The sequence below is a fragment of the Pedobacter sp. SL55 genome, from assembly GCF_026625705.1.
Lineage (GTDB): Bacteria > Bacteroidota > Bacteroidia > Sphingobacteriales > Sphingobacteriaceae > Pedobacter.
Genome location: NZ_CP113059.1, coordinates 2,111,616 through 2,131,568 on the forward strand (window position 1 = coordinate 2,111,616; position 19,953 = coordinate 2,131,568).

A 19,953-nucleotide genomic window follows, 5' to 3' on the forward strand; every position below is an offset into this window, starting at 1 on the left:
CAAGACAACCAGAATTAAGATTTTAGCTTTCATTACTTGTTGTTTTTAGCTCTTCTTGCTTTTTCTAAATACTTATGCCTTTCAACAATTTTTTCTAGTTGGGCAGAATAACCGAAGTAGCTTTCCTCGTTAAAATCTTCTAAATAAGTTTTCTTAAAATTCAACTTTGTTTTGATGGTTGGAATTTTAACCAGCTCGCCGTTTTCGTTATTGGCCAAATGGTCGTAGTAATGCCAATTGCCAATGTAATCGCCGGTTAAAAGGTTTGCACTCGCCTCACCACTACCATCGCCAGCCGCATTGCCTAACGAATATTCAGTAAAACCTATTAGTCTGATGCGTTTTTCCAATCTCTCATACCTAAACTGATCTGCATAACCACTTCTCATCCAATTCACACGAATTTCAAAACCATTTCGTGTTGCTTTAATGTAGCTATTATCGCCAGAAGTTTCAATCTGTTTACTTTTTAGCTTCTTAAAGTTTTGGGTTGATAACCGACAAACGATCCGATAGTCTTTTTGGTCGATATAAACAGTATCGTTTTTACTATCAAAATCGATGTCTTTAATGAGTTTTTCTTGGGAAAAGGCCGAAGATTGGACAAGGACTAGAAATAGTGCAATAAGTTTTATGGTGGTTGCCATTTGCTGATGTTTTAATAATTTTTGATGGGGATTTGATAAATACCAATAGCGTAATCTAATGATTGTGAAAGTGCTGAAACCTTATCTAAAATAGCTCGAAGGTTGCCTGATGGCTCTATCAAGAAATAATCAATATGGAACTTTAGCGTATGGCCAAGTTGATTACCAAATGACCCTTGTGGCGGTAAAGCAAAAGTGCGAAGCTGAATTTTAGTTCCGTTTCTTGCCAAGTCGCGAATAAACCAGGATAAAAATTCTAACGAACTCAGGCTTTCTGCAGATCTGTCAATCGAAAATTCAAACTGTAACATTACCTCATCTGGCAAACCTCCACCGGTTCTCAAAAGCGTAGCGATGGGCAGGTGCGAAAAACCGGAAAGTCCTAAATCTCTGTATTTGATTTCTTCAAGTTGATCTATGCCGCTGCATACATTTTCTATTCCTTGTAAGCTAGCTAGTTTGTTTTGAAAGTCGTTGATTTCTTTTGGGTAGTTGTTCATCGCTATCGTCTTAGGTATAATCATGTCATCCCTATGGGATTTTTTTTGATCGTTGCTTATGTTATAGTTATTTCATCCCTACGGGATTTTGGTGTTGGTTACTTATCTGTCTCACTTCTTACAGGTTTTTCGGCAAGCCCATCGGGCTGATATTATTATTGAACTTTCATATCAGCATGGATCTTAAACCCCCTAGGGGTAAAATGATATTTTATTCTAGCAAGTCAAACAAATACCTTTCATCGTAGTCGATTTCAAATTTGTTGAGCAAATCCAAATATTCTTTTCTAAATGTTTGTTTACGATGATGTTCTTCTTGATTTAATATGTAGTTGTAAACATTCTCAATTGCCGAATGTGAGTAAGAAAAAGCGCCATAACCTTCTTGCCAATAGAATTTGTCTTTTACAAAACCTTGCTCGTTAATAAACTTCGACGAATTATTTTTAACATCTCGTATTAAATCTGCAATGCACATGGTTGGCTTTAAACCAACAAAAACATGTACATGATCTTCAACACCATTTACAATAATCGGCTTTTGACCTTTCTCATTAATAATGCCCGACATGTACTTAAAAACTTCATCTCTCCATGCCTTTTGCAATAGATTTTGACGGTATTTTACCGCAAAAACATACTGGATATAAATTTGTGAAAATGTATTTGCCATAATCTTTAATCATCTCATTCCAAAGGGATTTTACTCTATCACTCCAATCTCATAATGTTTTATTTCTTGTCTCAACTTTAATTCATTGCTGTAAGTAATACAATATATGTTATCCTTAATTTTTAATAATAATGGTGGTTTTTGTTCATCGAAGTTAATTTTGGTTAACGCTATTTTGCTGCCAACATTAAATTGATAATAAACCAAAGGGACACGATCATACGTATAATCAATTCCATTATTTAAACCACCCGATAAATGCCCTTTTGAGCCAACGGTTACTCGATCAAACTCTTTTACAAAAGTGCTGTCGAAAATGTCCTTACTTTCGAAATCAGTAGGCTTATCAACAAAATTCCACGAAGAAAAAAATGTGCTATCGGTAGACTTTTTAGCCGTCGAAATCTTTCTGTCTAGCATGAACTTGCTGGCACTCAAATCAATGGCCTTGTTGCCAACTTGAAGTTGCTTAGCTACAATAACACAGTTCAAATTAGCTACGTTGGTTGTATCTGTCAATTGATATTTATCAATTTTATGGTTCTTTACCCTGGTTAAAGTGATGAAATGTTTAGCCGGAAACTCATTGCCAGGCTTTATTGCCTCTCGGTAGCCTGTAATCAACAGCAAACAACTATCCGCTACCGCATAAAAGAAATAATCATTTGTATGAATAACCAAATCATGGCCGTCTACTTTGGCCGATTGGTTATCTTTATACGACACTGTAGCTAAACCAAGTTTTTTATAGGCTAGCGCATTTTGCTTAAATAACGGAAACTCAGGAATGTCTGGGTACTTATCCTTTTCTCGCTGAATGTTATCGCCACAAGATGAAAATCCGAATAGTAAAAACAAGCCAAAAATTGGATGAATTTTAATGTTCATCTTTAACTTATTTTTTATCCAAAGGGATAAATAACAAACACCAAGCAAAGCGATGAAAACCCAAACCATGAAAGACAAAAATTGTCCTAAATGGCTAAACTCCCAAAGTAAATCTCCCCAATTCTTCGCTAATTGATCTTTAAAAATTTCGAAACTGTAAGCGCCATTTTGTTGGGTTTTCACATAAAGCCTAAGGTAATGACTGATGACATCAACTATAAAAACTTTGCCCATCAAGAAAATGAAAAAAGCACCTAGTGAAATTAAAAAGCCATTACCTTTAATTTTATTAAAAATGAGCAAAGCTGATAGCGGAATATAAAACAGGAGAATGCTAAAATCTGCGTAGCCATCGTAAATCGTAAAGTTCGCCAATCGGGTATTTAACACAAAATTATTAACCATTAAGCTAGAAAAAAGACCAACTAAAATGTGTGTCACAAAGCAGATGGCAACGACAACAATAAATTTCAACCATGTTTTTTTCGCCTTCATCATGTCAACTTATTTTTTATACTTTTCAAGAAAAGACTTAAAATCCATCGATTGATATTTGCCATCTTTACAGAACCTTAGCTTTCCGTTTTTATCAAATTCTTCAGCGATATGGCAAAAAATAAACGGTACCACTTCCTTGCCTTTTGTATCGATAATTCCGTACCAATAGTTACTGCCATCGGCTGTTCTTATGCCTACTATAAAATAATTGTTTACGTCAAAAAACGGATCGATAAACTCATACCTAAAGCCAGTTAGCAAATTCAAATTTTTATCTACCAAGGCGTTTTTCTTATTGGCACCTTTAGCCACAAATAATGATGGATAGCTAATATCGGAAGCTATATGACTGTCTATCCGGTCTATTTCTTCAATACCTTTGCCTAAAATTTTCTTAAAATTCAAATCGTAGATGTCATCGGTATCATCCTTTTTGGCAATGATAAAATTTTCGTGCTTCTCAAAGCCATAATACTCAAAGGGGATGATGATTTTCTCTCTGTTTAGCATTACGCCAGATTTGTTTTCTTCGCCAATTTTCTTTTCAAAAACATCGTATCCAAGTTTTAAACTTTGCTCAAAATTTACAAACTGCGGCAAGGCAACCATCTTTTTATTAGCCACATTTAGCCAATACAGCTTTTCATCGCCCATAAAATATTCATTTGCAAGTTGGCTTAACTCATTGTATGCTGGCTTAATCATAATTTCGCCTTCACGGTTACTTATGCCAAACTTTCTATCATTTTGATGGCTATAAAAAACAATGTTGGGTTTAGCTTCATCAAAATACTTTGGGTTAAGGTAATGGTTGCCATATTTAACCATTTGCTTATTTTTTAGCGAAACCCAATTTTTACCCACAAAAACATCAATAGCTTTAATATCATCCGGAAACTCTACCACTACAAATTGCTTATCGGTGCCAATTACCTTTTTGCCTGCGTTGGCAATCTCATTGTATAAGCCAACATCGCCCAGCTCTTTTACTTTCTCTTTGTCCTTGGCTAGCTTGGTAATGTAGGCATCAAACTCTGCCATATTATCTTTAGCGTTAAGCTGGTTTTGGCTTATCTCATTGAGCTTTTCTTTTCCACTTTTCTCGTCTTTCTCCTCCAGTACATCGGCAAAAATGGAGAGCAGTTCTTTTAAACTTTCGGTTATTTTACTATCAACAGTTAACATGGGCGTAGTGCTCAAAGCACTACTGTTCATCCTTAGGTTTTTGTTATTGTAAGCCTGGTAAGCTATAATGTCGCTATACAAACCCATCGGAATTTGTAGCTGGGCCATGTTTTCGTCGATGCTTTCTACCTCAATATCGAAATTTTTATAACTCACTTTTTTATCGTTTTTCCCAATTTCAAATTTTTCAAAGTCTGTGGCAAATTTTAAGCTCACTTCAGTTTCAATGCTATCAATTCGTTTTAAGCCAATAGCTGCTTTTGCTATTTTTTTTCCTTTAAAAAAGTAAGTCTTTTGGTCTGTTACTACTTGATTAACAAATGGCTTAAACAAACTGTCTTTTTCTTTGATGATGTGGTTGTCATCCGTTAGGCTAAACCTACTTTCGTAAGTGAATCTCTCTTGCCCGTATAAACTAAAAGTGCTGTCGTTATAGCTATCATTAAAATTTTGCTCAAAAAGTAAGTCTTTGCTGTAGTCGTTAAAAAGTTCGGTAACTTTTGTTTTGTCGTAATTAATTGCAAATTCGGGTGCCGACTGATGCACTGCACTTTTCTCGCCAGACGAAAAATGAGACGTTAGCTGCAAGTTAAAAGTCGAAGTTTTGATGAGCTTATTGAGTAGCGCTGTATCTTTTTTCAGCTGATTTTTAAGGTCATCATAATTCATTGCTTTTAACCTAGCGATGTATTTTTTAGCTTCGGCAGTTTGTTCTGGCGTAGCATTGTTGCAAGCGCAAATCAGTAAAATCAAAGCAACTGAAAAAAAGATATTTTTAAAATTCATAATCAATAAGTTATTATAATTTGAAGCGCAATTGCAGTTTTATATTTTAATGTTAGTCCCGCTTTCCGCTCTCATCCCCTAAAACACCTGTGCAAAAAGCAAGCATTCCGAAAACAATAATTACAGATGCTTAAATCTGGGTATTTCCGCTACAATCGGGGCTATAATACTTTGGGCGGTGCTACAAAAGCCACTCAAAAAGAAAGGTTTGCAGCTTAGCGAATTGACATAAATTAAAGTACAAATATTCGGTTTTGTACTACCTTATTTGCACTCATTTTTTATGTCCAATCATAAGTAAATAATACAATACGATTTTCAGGTTCGTAAAACATCAAAATAGCATCAGCTCCAGCTCCGCAATAGCTATATCCAGCTACTTTTCCAACATACATCAATTCTTTACCTTTATATGAAATCGAAATTCCTTCGTTAGGCAAATTTTCAGTAGTTTCATCAATATCCATTTCAAAAGCCGATGGTATAGGTGCAGTATTTGTCCAGTTGCCATACCACATTTCTCCACCTAAAGTATCTAAAAAGCTTTGCGGATTTTCATCTTGCCACGGCAATAGCTGCCCTTTCATTTTAAATTTAGCTTTTGCTTTTTGATAATTCTCCTGTATGGTTTGTATATGTTCTGTAAACTCATCATCAACCTGGTCTTTGTGTATTGAAGCAGAAAGAAAATAATTTTCATTACCTAAAAATGAATATTTATTGTCTTGAGTAAGCCTAAATGCAATCCAATTTTCTGTACAAAATTCATTATGAAAATCTGTAGTTTGTTCACCAATAATTCCTTCAGCAGGTTCTGTAGGATTTAAAATGTGCACAATAGTTCCTTTTAAGTCGGTACGCAATATTCCTAAATCAATAGAAATTAAAGGCAATAAATATTTGCTTAACCAATATTGGTCTTCAATAAATATATGCTCTGGAAACGGCGTTAATCCTTCCTTTAATTCACTTATTTCTTTTTCGTAAAAGTTTGTTTTATTGCTTTCCATAGTTCTTGTTATACAATAAAAATAAACGCTATTCTTCAAAGCAAAAGCACCGATTATTATTTGCGTGATATGCGTTATTATTCGCTTAGGGTGGGTTATTATTCGTTAAGAAATACCTTGTTTGCTATTATTCTATTTCATCTAAAAATTCAGTTGGGGTGTAGGTAACTCTGGCGAAATTTTTCATTACCAATTCTGTGGCTACCACTTTACCACCTTCAAATTTTAATATTTTGTCTCTCCAAATCTCGTTTTTGCGGTAAAACTGGCCATCTATTTTTAAAAATTGATGTTCTTTTTCTACCACGTGATAGGCATAATCTAGTTCTTTATCGATACGTAACTCGCCCTCCAAACATTTATCGGTAAACCAAAGGTTAATTTGAAAAGTATGTGGTGTATGGTTGGTAAACTGGTAATCGAGATAATTGTAAAAAACGGTTGCACCACTGCCAAAAGGTAATACTCTACCATCATCTGGAAAAGGATCAAAGGAATGATGATAACGTTCTGTAACCGTTAAAGGGCTGTGGATAGCCAACCAGTGTATGAGGTTAGAAATTTGACAAATGCCACCACCAATGCCTGCTTTTGCTTCGCCAAACGAAAGTTCCATACCTAATAAATAGCCTTTCTTTTTGGTGGGCAAGCCTACTAATTTGCAAAATGAAAAGGTTTCGCCAGGTTTAATGATGATGCCGTTGATGTTTGCCGCGGCAATTTTTAAGTTGGTTACTTTATTGATTTGTAGTTGCTCGTTATTATCGCCCAGTTTTTTAAGTAAAACCGATTGATGTTTTTTAATCCTGAAATCGAGCTTATCTTCGGTTCTGGTTTTGGTATATTTTTTACCATCTAAAATCCATTCCAATCGTCTTTTTATCCGCCTTGCGTTAACTGCCAAAAAGTATAAATATGGGTGCCGTTGACTAAGTAATTTTCTTTTTTTCACAGGTTAGCCCTTATTTTTAAAATATTCCGTTAATTCAAAAATCCAATCGCCACCCTTGGCAAATAAAATAGAAGATATGAGCAGGATTAACAGGTAAGAAACTAACCTTTTAAAGAACAATTTATAACGGTTTTCATCTCTCAAAAAGCAAAAATTTACCGCTAAAAATATTAAACCCGAAACCACACCTGTTACAATTCCCATAAAAATGTTGGCAATGTTTGCAAAGGCCAATAAAATGATGAGTAAGATTTCTAATGACTTAAAAGTTGGCTTATCTACATCTGGATGTGGAAATAACAATTGCCAACACACCATACCACAAATGATGCTAAAAAAAGGAAAAGCAATCCTTTAAAAAAATGCTTGCCCATTAAGCCGTACATTATGGTAAGTATAGCTAAGGTTAAGCCCAAAAAGGTATAGCTGAGGTCGGAAATAAAATTTGCTTTGCTATATTCTAATGGCAAAATGATGCACAGGCTAATCGCCAGTATCGTTACTCCAGCCATTAAAACTGGTTTTTTTATGTTGATTTTGGGTTTCATGATTTTCTTCTAATTGAATAAAAGCAAATCCTAAAATGGCCAATACAATACCACCAACTAAATAATAATTAAAGCCCGATTTAGTCTTTTTTTTAGCGCTCCTTTTACATCTTTTATTTTATATAAGTGTTGGAGGTCGTCATAATCATGGGCTTTATAATCTGCCGGATCTGCAGTTGGTATCGTTTGCAATTTTTTGGTTTTATCATCGAAATAATAAACGGAGTTTTTATCCTTAAAAAACTGATGATATTTTACTTGGACCTGTGGCGTATTTGGCATATTACCAGCGCAACCATTTATTACTTCTACAAAAGAGCCTAAAAAATATAAGGTCTCGTAATCCGCCTTTATGGGGTAACTTTTTTCGCCATCGTAAAAAGCATTGTTAAAAAGGTAAAACATGCCTAACTGTTTAACAATCTTGCTAGTCAGTTCTTTTTTATTTTCTAAGTGGATATTAAAGCGGTCGCCAATAAAATAGATGTATTTTTCATCTGTCAATGCCTTAGGTAAGTAAGCACCATAGCTGTAAACTCCTGGAAAAAACTGAGCATCGGCAGTAATCTTAGTACTGATGATTTTCATATCATTATCTGCCTCGAAATAATAGAAATCATCTCCTTTAAACAGCTTGCCTTCTATAGCTTCCAGTTTAGAAGCATCGGTTTTTACGTCGTAAGGCTGGCTAAAATCATCATCCCAAATGGGATAAATTTTGTTTTGAAAACGTACGTAAGCGATATTTCCATAGCGTGGCCTTAAAGGTGTAGATGCCGAATAGCTAAAGTTGATGTCTAGCTCTTCGCCAGTTAATGGGTTTTTACCCGACACCGAATGACCTTCACGTTTCTTAATTACCCAATCGCTCCACCACATTGCAGTTGGATTATCTACAAGTTTTAATTGGTTAAATTTTCGTTTTACACCTAAGGCTAAAAATTGTGGTGTAATATCCTCAAAGCTTCCTTCATTTCTAACAGAAAAAATATGTGTTTCATCGGCAATAAAATCTTCATTTTGGGCAGGATTACAGGCGTAATAAACTAGTTGCGAAGGATTTAAATTTGGAATAGTCTCTATGGTATATTTCTTATCTTCACTTAAATCAATGCGGATAGCAAAAACCTGTTTATCGCTTTTTACAAATATCCCGAAACTAAAACACTTAACGTTGCTGATGTTGGAAGGCAATTCGTTTAGCACCACTTTGGTAATATTTTCTTTCCAGCCGGAAAAATAAACCCATTTATTGTTAATTAAGAATAAGCGTCCGTTAATGTGTTTTTGACTTGCATTGGCAGGTAAAATTTTAGAATAAATAGCTGTCTTTTCATCATATTGCCCATCTTTTGGTAATTGATAAAAGCCATTTTTATCGCTAAACATAAAAGTTGCTTCATCCTCTCCAGCATATTTATAAGTATCCAGATCTATTCCTTTGATCTGTTTATTAATTTGCTTAACGTAGCTAAATCCGTTAGGGTCTTTTTCGGTAAATTGATAGCATAGGCCATGCTGATTTTTGATAATGGCATGTGCCTTATAAGTGTGGTAGGAGTAGCATTCGCTGGCAAAAACAGGTGCGCTAAGAAATAGTAAGAGACATAGCCCATTTAGTTTCAGTAAAGCAGTAACATGCCTAAAAAGAATATATTTTGTAGTTAGTTTAGCGTAGGTTTTCATTAATATAGGTATCTATTAAAACGTATTTAGACAATTTATTGCATTTTCTCATCTGGCTGCCATAAAAACTTAAATCCACTTCGTGTTTGTTGGTAGTTAAAATCTCGCTCAGTTTTAAAAATATGATCTGGGTTAGCGAATACAAATCCATAGCCAAGCAATATCACCATAGCTAAAGCATACAGCCCAATTTTTATATACTTTTTTACCGTTATTGGTTTCAAATACCTGTCAATTAAGCCTATTACCAACATCAAAAACGTGAAGTAAAACAGATAATTAAACACTAATTCCGAAACAAATATTTGTAACGAGAGCGAAGTATGCCATCCGCTACAGATCGCTGGTAAAGGAAAACCATACAGAAATTCATCGGGGCCATCTTCAACAGCTACATAACGCCAATAGGTAACTGTACCAAATAGAATAATTGATAATGGCAGTACGAGCGATAGTATGAGTTTAGCAGTTTTTTTCATGGTTCGATTATAAATTAGCTATTAGTTTCCTGATTTGTATTTATCAGTCAAATCTTTATCGAAAACAAACTTCAAACTGCCATTTGGAAACCAATCTTTTGGTACATCTTTAAACAAATTTGTTAGTTTGGTTAAATCTGGCGCTTTATCGCCATTTCCAAATGCAAAACCTTTTTTTTGTATAGTTTTACTGTCCATATCTACTTTGTAAAAACCCCAATTAATTTTGCTCTTATATTTTTTGTCCCACAACGCCATTGTATCTTTAACAGTATAAATTTTAATATTTTGAGCATTTGCTGCCTGGGAAAATAGAAACGGCCCCATAATAATCTTACTAAGATGATTGAAGGGAATAGCACAACGTGTAAAAAAAGTGCTTTTCATTGCCAGTTTACATCACCATCTTTTAACATCTTACATCAAGGTAGCTGATATTTAACAATCAAAATCATTGCTTTATTATTCGTGGCAACTCAACTCATATCAGCATCATTTGACTTATTATTTGATTAACACATTGTCGATTAACACCGCGTTACTGCAATTAAAATATTGATCAAACCATAACCTAAAAAGATTAAAATGATTAATACAATATTTGAAATGGCCAGCCACTTTAACCTGTTGCTGAAGAGTTTAACCATTTCTACAATGAGGTAAACTACCCATATCAGAAGAACAATTGAGCCGATAAATAAAGTGGGATTGCCATTCCAGCCCATGGCTTGTAAATTAGCGTTAATGGTGTAATCAACTTGTGCCAAATGCAACAAAAGCAATAAAATAGCGCTAATGCTTAGCCTAATTAGGATGTGTTTAAGGAGTTTATTTTTCATTATATAGTATTTATTTATTTAGCCCATAGAACCACCAAGTAGCGCAAGGAACAACCATTGTATAATGATAACGATAAGGTTAAAGCTTAGCCAAGCTAAGAAATTTTTATGCTCCAGTTTTTTTAAAAGCCTAACAATAAATACCATTATGCCAATAAAAAGTAAGAACATGTTGATGTAGTACGCCCAAAACATATAGTGGTTGGCCAAGTCTGTTAAATACGGAATGCTTCGCGGCGAATTAAACAAAAACACCAGCGAAACGCAGTACAAAACAAACAAGCCTAGGCTAAAGAGTAAGGCTTTGGTCCAAAATTTTTCCATTCGTTATTTTTTGAAGCGCAAAAGTCGTGCTACTATTTATATTTGTTCCCGCCAATGCTACTTCCGATAAAATCGGAATTCGCGTATGTCGGGGCTATTTAACTTCTTTTGAAGCGTTTGGCTGGGCACTACTTGCACAAATTTTATTCACAAAACTGATAGTAATTAACGTAAATTATGGGTCTTGATCCGTCATTGCGAGGTACGAAGCAATCCTACAACTATTGCAGGCAAAAAAAGCCGCTTTAAAATTGTTTGCTTCGCAGTCGTGCCTCGTAATGATAAGCCGCTTAACTACTGTTTGTATAACTATTTGATCATCAAATATAAAATATCAAAATCGCGTTAATTATATAGGATGTAGCCCTTGCAACTACCCAATAATAAATTTTAGACTACAATCAGTTTAGGGTAATTGCGAGGGTTACCCCTACATATTCTGACTTTTTGCTTGGCCTTAATGCAACCTTAAATAATTGTATAGGCTTTTGTTTTTTAAACCCGATAGCGCCAAATAGCCCGAAGCGAGGAACGAGCAAGGCTATAGGCAATAGCGGGGCTGCTGTTGCCCAAATGTTGCTGAACCTTGCTTTTCTAATTAATATGTTAGTTTTTTAATTTTAGTTTGCTAGTGGTATTGGGACCATAATTTTCTGTTTGGTTTGTGTTTCAAAATCTTTGTCCCAATTTTTCCCAAATTTTTTGCTCAAGTAGGCCGCAGTTTTGCTGTTGTGCAATTCTAGTTTATCGTAATCTACGCCTATAGGCTCGCAGCCACCCATGTTTTTTATCTTTAGGCTGTACTGTGGTAGGTTAAAAGTGGTATCGTAATAAATATAAGGAGCCGGCGGAATTTCGCCATAGGTATAGTACGTGAGCATTTCCTTTTCTATTTGTTTTGGCAGTTTTGGCCGGCTAGGCGATTGGCACGACAAACAACATACCATGGCTGCAAAAATTAGGTAAATTTTCATAGGTTAGTTTTTTGCACGCCGTTACATTCTACTTAGCAGCTCCTTTTTCTTTTCGTTAAACTCATCTTCGGAGATTAAATCCTCTTCATACAATTCTTTCAGTTCTTTTAATTTCGCTTTGATATCTTCTTTTGAAACAGATGCCTTTGGCGTTAAATCTATTGGATTATTGGCTAATGGATTTTGTTTTGGCAAGGCAGTATCGCTTGGGTTTTGTTGCAAAATCATTGCGGCAATTTCGTTGAAACCTCTTTGGTTGGCATAATCTAAGGGCTTTTGTTCGCGTACGTTGGTCAGGTTTACATCGGCTCCGTTTTTGATTAAAAGGGCAACAATATCTTTTTTGCCGTTGGAAGAGGCATAATGCAAGGCTGTATTTTCCGACTCGTCCTGAATGTTTACATCTGCACCGTTTTTCAATAGCAATTCTACCATATACAGATGACTGTTTTTTACCGCCAAATGCAATAAACTTTCGCCTCCGGAAGTGTAGCTACTGCTCAAATGATACAAACTATCTGACGATAAATCTTGAGCACTTTCCACAAAATCGAGGTAACTGCCCAAGGTAACGGCTCCTTGTGTTGGGGTTTGAAAATTGACATCCAGACCTTGCGTTAAAAACAACTGCACCATTTGCTTTTGGTTGTAAGCACAGGCATAATAAATGGGCGAAATGCCGTTTTTATTGGTCTGAAAAACATCGGCTCCAAACTCTAAAAACAATTTGGTAAGCATAATATTGTTGTTGGAACACGCAAAAAGTAAAGGTGTTGTTCCACCAGAATTAGGTTCATCTACTGGAATTCCTTTTTCGAGCAAAAGTTTAATGATGGGTAAATTTCCGCTCTGCAGAGCCAAATGCAATAAGTTGTTTCTGTCTTTAGTAGTCACAAAAACATTGGCTTCTTTTTGCATGAATAGATCAATCAACGGTTTTTTAGCATGCATCACAGCAACCATCAAAGGCGTTTCGCCGTTGTTGTTTACGCTTTCCAAATCGAAACCATTGGCTAAAAACAATTCGCAGAGCACTTTTTGTCCGTTTCGGGTGGCAATGTGTAGCAAATTGTTACCTTGATAATCTTTGATATCACCTTTGGCATTTTTAGCCAAAAGCAATTTTACTACCTCGGTTTGATTTTGCAAAGTGGCAAAAAACAGTGGCGTTTCTCCATTTCGGTCTTCGTAATTAATGTCTGCACCTTTGGCAAGCAAAGCTTCGCAAATTTCGATGTAGCCACGGTGTGATGCATAATGCAAGGCGGTTCTGCCTTTTTCATCGGTATAGTTAACATCGGTTACTTCTTGTTGCAGTATTAATTCTGCTATTTTTCGGTTGCCTTGTTCGCAGGCTAATATAAATGACATCGACATTTTTATTGATTTAGGATTGCGGATTTAGGATTGGGGATTTCTGAATTAATCATCATTCACAAATCCTAACTCATCAATAGTTTCACGGTTTTTTCTTTTAAATTATCATTACTTGCCAAATCCAGAGGTAATTTGTCTTGAGCATTTCTGATAGAAACATCTGCACCTTTTTCTAATAATAACTTTGCTTTTCTGTAAATGTCTTTGGCTTTTTCGGCTTCAAAATTTAGGTTCACATTACATACTTTGTGCAGTAAGGTATTTCCGTTATCATCTTGTTCGTTAACATCAGCATGCAAATAATTGAGCACAACTTCAAAAAGGGCAAAAGGTTTGGTAATTGCCATATCCAAAGGTGTTGTGGGACTTCCGTAGTACAAACATTTATGTGTTAAATCGGCACCTTGTTCTAGCAGTTTGGCTAAATATTTCAAGGAATTTTCGCTAAAATAACCGTCTATTCTTCTAATGTATTCAAATAGCATCGAAGCGCCATCGGTATTGGTTTCGTCAAAATTCGGATTGTCAAATTCACACAGCAAATCGTAAATTTCATAGTTGATTTTATCTACCAAAGCCATATAAAACATCGAATTACCACGGTTGTCTTTGTGCTGTGCATCGGCTCCGTTTTCGAGTAAAATTCGTACCGCATTTTTGTTGCCTGCATCAATGGCTTTTTGCAATGGGGTAACGTTTCCCCTGTTTTTGTGGTTGACATTTAGTCCATAATTAATGAGCATTCCGAAATATTCTTCAGGTAAATCCAGATGCAACATCGAGTTTTCGGAAGCATCAATTTCATTTACTTTACAGCCTTTATTGATTAAAATTTCGATGGCTTTTGCAGGCAATTTTTTGATTAACGCCCATTTTAAAATGGTGGTGTTCGAAATTGTTTCATCAATATTTTCGATCGCTGAAGCAAATTTCTCCAAGAAATTTAAAGCTTCTTCATTCGGTTCTTCTTTAGCAATTGTTTCGTAGTTAAAAGCCGAAATAGGTTGCGAATAAAACGAAATATTTGCCAAAACGGTTTCGATAAAACTGCCCGAAAAACTATCTAGCTCAAACACATCCGTTTCTACCAATTTTTCGCCTATCAGTGTAAAAATGGTGCTGAATGATTTTTGTTTTAAGGCTTCGGTAACCAGATAATTTTGGTCCCAATTGTTAAGTTCTTTGTACGAAGAAGGGTTTTCTTTCAGCATTTCATCAACCAAAATAAATTTATGGTTGGTAAAGGCTTCTCTTAGGGTTAGGTTTGACATTGCTTTTTATTTTATAATCATTTCATCCCTTCGGGATTTAATGAATTAATTCTATGGGTTTACAACGGCTTTAACCAGTTGCTTTTGTATCGTTAAAAATGCTTTTTATTACTTTTCTATTGATCATATTCGGAATTTAAGCCAGCAATTTTGCCTTAGCCTCTTTAAATTCCTGTTCGTCAATCAAGCCTTCATCAAACAATTCTTTCAGTTCTTTGAGTTTGGTTTTTAAATCTGGACTTGGAGGATTTGGGTTGATGTTTTGTGCCATATTCATTCCGGCAAACATTCCAATTGATGCTCCGGCAGTGCCTTCGTTTTTTGCCAAATCTCGCATTGCTTTGAGCTGTTGCATTTGGGCATAATCAACCCCGGCAATTTTTGAGGCGTGAACATCTGCCTGAACATTTGAAATTTCGTTGATCCGCTGATTGGTTTCTTCGTCAAATGAAGTGCCTTCGATACGAAAATCAATTAAACAAAATCCTAAATCTTCAAAAACAGAAAGCGATTTTTGCTGTGCTTCTTTTGCAATTTCCTCGATATGGCTGTCAATTTCGGCATAAGAAAATTTGGCATTGGCGAGATAATTGGAAATAGGTTGCGTAATTCGAGATAAGAACAACTCCTGCAATTCGTAGCTAAAATAATCTTCCTGCCCAGCCAAAATGTTCACAAAAAATGATTTCACATCAGAAATACGGATTGTATAATTGCCATAACCACGCAAATGCACCAGAAAAGCATATACCGGGTCGTTGTATTTAATCGGAAGTCTAGTTCCCCAACGGATGTTATTGATATCCGCTTTGCGGTAAAACCAAATGCCCACTTTGTGTTCACTTTCAAAGGCGTTTAGCATTTTCTTCATCGTGGTAAAAAATGGCGTGTTTTCAGTTTTCAGGTCATACAAACCTTCAGCTTCAAAAACACCTTCAATTTTTCCTTCGTGGGTAAAAATACAGCCTTGTCCGGGTTGCAGAATAAGCTTTGACGCATTTTTAATCTCGTCGCCTTTGTCGGTAAATTTGTAGAAAAGCTGGTATTCTTGCGGTTTTTCCCATTGGATAACCGACCGTAACTGCTCTTTGATGGTTTCTGTAATTCCCATTTCGCGTGAAATTAAAAAATCAATATCTCCAGCTAAATCTGCCTTACTATCTTTATAATGATTGTCCCAATGGTTTTGCCATTTTTCGCTGGTTTGGGTAAGGAAATCATAATTGCGTTTCAGTTCTTCTGGCGACAGGTTTTCGTCCATCATTTGGTGTTGCATTTGGCTGTAATGTTGCCCAACCGAAGCCCAACTTTGCAGGGTAAGCCCGTAAGTTTGCAACACCTGAATGCCATCTACGCCAACTTCTGCACCTTTGCTCATTTGCCAGAAAATCTTTTGATAAGCATCAAAATCAGGAACGATCGCCAAAGCATCAGCCAATGACATTGTAGTGGAACCGGCATCGGCAAATTTTCCTTGTTTAGGGTTGGTAAAATATTCGGCATATTTAGTGGCAATGCTCATATCTTCAGCCATCATATCGCCCAATTTTGCACTCCATTCGTCACTGGTTTTTTGCCAAACCGGCAATTCAATTCCCAATACATTTAGCACTTCGTTTTCGGGCATTCCGCCAGCTAAATTGGCACAGGCACAAGCCCAATCTTCAAAAGTAATTCCATTAATAGTTTCCATAGGTTTTGTTTTTTAAAGGTTTAGTATGATTTTTTATGTAGATTTTCGTACTGTTGGTATTCTGTTTTTTTACGTTGCATATCTGCATCAAAACGGTCTTTTACGTCCTCGTTCAGCTTCATCCGTTCGGTAAAATAGGCTTCGTAGTAATAAAAATAATCGGCTTTGTATTTGTCCCACAGCTGTTCTGCAACCGGCGGACGTTGGTTCTGGATCACATTTAAAGAGTTTTGCATTTGCTGATACAAATGCTCACATTTTTTTGCCACGATATTATCAATGATGTTGCCTCCAATCTGTGCGTATTTTGTATCGGGCGTGAAAGTATTGGTTGCCTGACAATAGTTGCAAGTAACATAATGTGCCCTAAAAATATTGCTTTTAATGACCAAAGGCGAATGACATTGGGTGCAAAAAAACTGCTGATTTGCCGATTGAATAGCGTGGTTATAGAAAGTTTGCGACAAATCGGCTTCGAGCTTTCGCTCAAATTGTTCGAGTTTATTGATAAGATAGAGGGTAAAATCGCTTTCGTGTAAGCCACTTGGCAAATCGAAATTGGTATGCAAACGCAGTTGCGGAAATACTTTTTGTTCCCAAGTTTGGGTTACACTTTTAGAGATGTCATAAATCTGCGATTTAATGGCCATCCAGGTTTTCATCACTTCGTAATAGTCATAATTACTTTCAACAAGCAAATCTTTGCAAGTTTCTTCGGCTTGTTGCAACGATTGGTCAAAACGCTGTTCTATCTTTTGCAGATAGGTTTTCCAACGGTTGATGGTTTCCTGTAATTCGTGGCTCATTTTTCGGCTTTTATGTTGGCGTCGATGTTCATAAACGGTGTTTGGCAATAGTTGCAATACACCAAATTGGTGTTAATAGGTCGTGGCGCTCCACAACTTCTGCAGGTTTTGGTGGCCACTTCGGCTTGCTGTTTAATACCATCATCAAACATGGTGCTTTTTGTAACTTTAACGTTTTGCACTATTTTTTTAAACGGATTAGACATTATTTTAGCATTAAATCATCAGCAATTAAGCCAACTTTGGTTTTAAATTGTTTTTTAGGCAGCTTATTAACTACAAACCAAGTACCAATACAAACAGAAGTTGTTAGAAACACTTAAATAATAAAGAGCGTAAATTTTTGAAGGATTATTTAAACAATTAATGTGGCAATAAATGCTGTTATTTTCCCATTAGTTGATACCAAAATTTAGGGCAATAAAACCAATTGATTTATTTTTTTGAAGCGCAAAACTTGTGCTGCTATTTGTGTTTGGTCCCGCCAATGCTACAATCCCAGAAGAAAAATCGGGGTATTTCCGCGTATGTCGGGGCTATTAACTTAATTTTAATGCATTTGGGTGGGTTTTGACTGCATAAGCTTTAAATTATAAACCCGATAGCGCCAAATAGCCCGCAGCGAGGTACGAGCAAAGGCTATAGGCAATAGCGGGACTACCGTTAACCCATGGTGACAAATTTGCTTTTCTAGCAATTTTAGCAGCTTACAGATTTGGCACTATAATTTTTAATTTGGTTTGTTTTTCAAAATCTAGCGCCCAATTTTTTCCGAATTTTTTGCTCATTAAGGCCGCTGTTTTTCTGTTGTGTAGCTCTAGTGAATCGTAATTTATATCAACAGGTTCGCAACCGCCCATGTTTTTTATGGTTAAAGCGTACAGCGGCATGGTAAACGTGGTATCGTAATACACATAGCCTGCCGGTGGTATTTCGCCATAAGTGTAATATGTAATTACTTCGGTTTTAATTTTAATAGGCGTACCTGGCTGCTTCGGATTTTTGCAAGCAAGGCAAAGTAAAATGGTAGCGAAAAGTAAATAGTTTTTCATGGTTTAGTTACCTACTTTTCCAAAAGCTTCAATCATGATTTGGTTTGGATCAGCGTTCTTAAACAGCGCAAATGGCACTTTATATTTTTTAGTGGTAGTTTCGCTGGGCATATCCTCTAGCATGGTGTTAATGTTTGTTTGTTCGTAAATTCCTTTTAACAAATCTAATTTTTGCTCGGTTTGGCCATACCGGCGCCCATATTAAAAGTAGTAATGTAGGTTAAAACCAAATCATCGCCCATATATTTGTAGGTGCTTTCTATACTGCCTGCGGGACCCATTGCCTGTTTTTTAATTACTAATTTTCCACTATCGATACTTACCTCTTCGTAATCGTAATTTTTAAAGCCATCTTCTCTAAATTTTGGATCGAAAGCAGTATAGGAAATGGTGTTTACGCTGTACGCATTGCCTTGTTTTAGCAAAACCAAAGTTGGCCGTTGTGCGGTTGTATCTCGGGTGTTTATCAATACTAAGGCTTTATCGGCAAGGCCATCATTGTTTAAATCGCCTTCGGCCTCTAAATCAATATCATAATACTGCGGAATAAGTTGCGCAACTTTATAGACCATATTGGGAAATGCAGGCAAAGGTGTTTCTAGCTGATCCATATTTGGTTTTTCTGGCTGTTGCACTACAACTGTATCTGCTATTGCTGTAGTTTGTTTTTGCCCATTTTGGCAAGCTGCAAAAGCCACTACGCTGGTTAATGGCAATAAATACTGGTAAAGTTTTTTATACATTATCAGGGTTTTTAGGTTATAATTTACTGGCAGAAAATGTGCCAATTTGGTAAGTTTTTTTCTCTATCAAATCGATGAGGTGGTTCATGATGGGGCGCTTTTCGTAGCTTTCGAGTTCGTCTTTGGTTAACAGATCGGAAAGTACGCGGTTTAGGTCGTCGTAATTTTCGTTAAAATCTTTGGTAAGCATGCAGACAATTCGCCTAAAACGTACGCAATCGCCAAATTCATATTCTGATTGAAAGACAATATCTTTTAGTTTTTGCAGGTAATAATCTCTTATTTCGGTTTGGTTGGTGCTGGCAATTAAATCTAAAAAGGTTTCGTTGCCGTTAAAAAATAAGCCTTTTGCTCTTGCTAATTGCTGCTCGGTAAGTTGTGCAGTATCGGTTTTAAGGATGCCTTTTTGTTTGTAATATTTGATGAAATTTTCATCGGGCAAAGTATTATTGTCTAAAAACCAATCGATAGATTTGGTGTAGCGCTCTTTTGGGTCTTTAATTTTTTCGAGCGTTGAAACACTTTGTATCTGTTTGATTAATTCTTGCCAAACCGATAGCGGATCGTCATTTTGTACCGTGCCAATTGCCTCGTAGTTTTTACCTTTTTTTTGAAGGAATAACATGCCGTAGAATTTACGTTTAACGCCATCGAAAACTTTTCCTACACCCATACAATCCTCTTTTTGGTAGATTTTGAAGTAGTCTTCGTTTTCTAAGAGATATGGTAATTTGGCATTGGTAAATTTGAAACTAGCTGAGTTTTTTATTGTTTGAGTAACCGCTTTAAGTTGGTAGAAATGATTAGTTGTATGATCGTTAATTACTTCATCTATGTAAGCAATGCTGTCTTGGTCGTACAGCAAAATTACATCACTTTTGAGGGTAAGTTTACGCACATCAAAATTTTGGGCGTGTGTAGTAAAAATGCTTAAAATTAGGGTTAGGGTAAGATAAATTTTTTTCATAGCTAGGTTTTTGTTTAATGATAGGATTGATAGCGGTTTTCCATAAAATCTTTTA

24 protein-coding genes are annotated in these 19,953 nt (G+C 35.9%); all 24 read right to left on the reverse strand.

Annotation, left to right across the window (positions count from 1 at the left end; translation table 11 throughout):
• Positions 1-32 precede the first annotated feature (32 nt).
• The 24 genes from OVA16_RS09390 to OVA16_RS09505 all read right to left on the reverse strand — a co-directional run bounded on the left by OVA16_RS09390 (position 33) and on the right by OVA16_RS09505 (position 19,898).
• Entirely contained in the window at positions 33-647 is a 615-nt protein-coding gene (locus tag OVA16_RS09390; RefSeq protein WP_267765114.1) for a hypothetical protein, read from the reverse strand.
• 11 nt (positions 648-658) lie between these two features.
• A complete protein-coding gene (locus OVA16_RS09395; RefSeq protein ID WP_267765116.1) occupies positions 659-1,147 on the reverse strand; it encodes a hypothetical protein in 489 nt (162 codons plus the stop codon).
• A 211-nt stretch (positions 1,148-1,358) separates the two neighbouring features.
• On the reverse strand, positions 1,359-1,820 hold the full coding sequence (gene tnpA / locus OVA16_RS09400; RefSeq protein WP_267765118.1) for an IS200/IS605 family transposase: 462 nt from the start codon (positions 1,818-1,820) through the stop codon (positions 1,359-1,361).
• 30 nt (positions 1,821-1,850) lie between these two features.
• A complete protein-coding gene (locus OVA16_RS09405; protein ID WP_267765120.1) occupies positions 1,851-3,206 on the reverse strand; it encodes a hypothetical protein in 1,356 nt (451 codons plus the stop codon).
• A gap of 6 nt (positions 3,207-3,212) precedes the next feature.
• Positions 3,213-5,177 (reverse strand): WG repeat-containing protein, encoded by a 1,965-nt coding sequence (locus tag OVA16_RS09410; protein ID WP_267765121.1) that lies wholly within the window; start codon positions 5,175-5,177, stop codon positions 3,213-3,215.
• A gap of 281 nt (positions 5,178-5,458) precedes the next feature.
• Positions 5,459-6,187, reverse strand: a complete 729-nt coding sequence (locus OVA16_RS09415) for a hypothetical protein (protein WP_267765122.1) — start codon at positions 6,185-6,187, stop codon at positions 5,459-5,461.
• Between the two features lie 127 nt (positions 6,188-6,314).
• Positions 6,315-7,139, reverse strand: a complete 825-nt coding sequence (locus OVA16_RS09420) for a VanW family protein (protein ID WP_267765134.1) — start codon at positions 7,137-7,139, stop codon at positions 6,315-6,317.
• 3 nt (positions 7,140-7,142) lie between these two features.
• Positions 7,143-7,442 carry a hypothetical protein gene (locus OVA16_RS09425; protein ID WP_267765136.1) on the reverse strand — a complete coding sequence of 100 codons (300 nt, stop codon included), beginning with the start codon at positions 7,440-7,442 and terminating at the stop codon, positions 7,143-7,145.
• On the reverse strand, positions 7,418-7,687 hold the full coding sequence (locus OVA16_RS09430) for a hypothetical protein (RefSeq protein WP_267765137.1): 270 nt from the start codon (positions 7,685-7,687) through the stop codon (positions 7,418-7,420). The genes OVA16_RS09425 and OVA16_RS09430 overlap by 25 nt, the downstream gene beginning before the upstream one ends.
• Before the next feature lie 57 nt (positions 7,688-7,744).
• Entirely contained in the window at positions 7,745-9,373 is a 1,629-nt protein-coding gene (locus OVA16_RS09435; RefSeq protein ID WP_267765138.1) for a hypothetical protein, read from the reverse strand.
• A 35-nt stretch (positions 9,374-9,408) separates the two neighbouring features.
• On the reverse strand, positions 9,409-9,852 hold the full coding sequence (locus OVA16_RS09440; RefSeq protein WP_267765139.1) for a hypothetical protein: 444 nt from the start codon (positions 9,850-9,852) through the stop codon (positions 9,409-9,411).
• A 21-nt stretch (positions 9,853-9,873) separates the two neighbouring features.
• Positions 9,874-10,239 carry a hypothetical protein gene (locus OVA16_RS09445; RefSeq protein ID WP_267765141.1) on the reverse strand — a complete coding sequence of 122 codons (366 nt, stop codon included), beginning with the start codon at positions 10,237-10,239 and terminating at the stop codon, positions 9,874-9,876.
• Between the two features lie 140 nt (positions 10,240-10,379).
• Positions 10,380-10,691, reverse strand: coding sequence for a hypothetical protein (locus OVA16_RS09450; protein ID WP_267765143.1), 312 nt, complete (start codon positions 10,689-10,691; stop codon positions 10,380-10,382).
• A gap of 18 nt (positions 10,692-10,709) precedes the next feature.
• On the reverse strand, positions 10,710-11,015 hold the full coding sequence (locus OVA16_RS09455) for a hypothetical protein (RefSeq protein ID WP_267765145.1): 306 nt from the start codon (positions 11,013-11,015) through the stop codon (positions 10,710-10,712).
• A 620-nt stretch (positions 11,016-11,635) separates the two neighbouring features.
• Entirely contained in the window at positions 11,636-11,989 is a 354-nt protein-coding gene (locus OVA16_RS09460; RefSeq protein ID WP_267765147.1) for a hypothetical protein, read from the reverse strand.
• A gap of 21 nt (positions 11,990-12,010) precedes the next feature.
• The gene (locus tag OVA16_RS09465; RefSeq protein ID WP_267765149.1) at positions 12,011-13,360 is read right to left on the reverse strand and encodes an ankyrin repeat domain-containing protein; all 1,350 of its coding nucleotides are present in this window, start codon (positions 13,358-13,360) and stop codon (positions 12,011-12,013) included.
• 71 nt (positions 13,361-13,431) lie between these two features.
• A complete protein-coding gene (locus tag OVA16_RS09470) occupies positions 13,432-14,637 on the reverse strand; it encodes an ankyrin repeat domain-containing protein (RefSeq protein ID WP_267765150.1) in 1,206 nt (401 codons plus the stop codon).
• A gap of 136 nt (positions 14,638-14,773) precedes the next feature.
• Positions 14,774-16,330 (reverse strand): SPFH domain-containing protein, encoded by a 1,557-nt coding sequence (locus tag OVA16_RS09475; protein ID WP_267765151.1) that lies wholly within the window; start codon positions 16,328-16,330, stop codon positions 14,774-14,776.
• A 20-nt stretch (positions 16,331-16,350) separates the two neighbouring features.
• The gene (locus tag OVA16_RS09480; RefSeq protein ID WP_267765152.1) at positions 16,351-17,136 is read right to left on the reverse strand and encodes a hypothetical protein; all 786 of its coding nucleotides are present in this window, start codon (positions 17,134-17,136) and stop codon (positions 16,351-16,353) included.
• Positions 17,133-17,342 carry a hypothetical protein gene (locus tag OVA16_RS09485; RefSeq protein ID WP_267765153.1) on the reverse strand — a complete coding sequence of 70 codons (210 nt, stop codon included), beginning with the start codon at positions 17,340-17,342 and terminating at the stop codon, positions 17,133-17,135. Before OVA16_RS09485 ends, OVA16_RS09480 begins: the two co-directional genes overlap by 4 nt.
• A 501-nt stretch (positions 17,343-17,843) precedes the next feature.
• Positions 17,844-18,188, reverse strand: a complete 345-nt coding sequence (locus tag OVA16_RS09490; protein WP_267765154.1) for a hypothetical protein — start codon at positions 18,186-18,188, stop codon at positions 17,844-17,846.
• Positions 18,189-18,191: 3 nt separating this feature from the next.
• Entirely contained in the window at positions 18,192-18,350 is a 159-nt protein-coding gene (locus tag OVA16_RS09495) for a hypothetical protein (RefSeq protein ID WP_267765156.1), read from the reverse strand.
• A 2-nt stretch (positions 18,351-18,352) separates the two neighbouring features.
• On the reverse strand, positions 18,353-18,931 hold the full coding sequence (locus OVA16_RS09500; protein ID WP_267765158.1) for a hypothetical protein: 579 nt from the start codon (positions 18,929-18,931) through the stop codon (positions 18,353-18,355).
• 16 nt (positions 18,932-18,947) lie between these two features.
• On the reverse strand, positions 18,948-19,898 hold the full coding sequence (locus OVA16_RS09505; protein ID WP_267765160.1) for a hypothetical protein: 951 nt from the start codon (positions 19,896-19,898) through the stop codon (positions 18,948-18,950).
• Positions 19,899-19,953 lie beyond the last annotated feature (55 nt).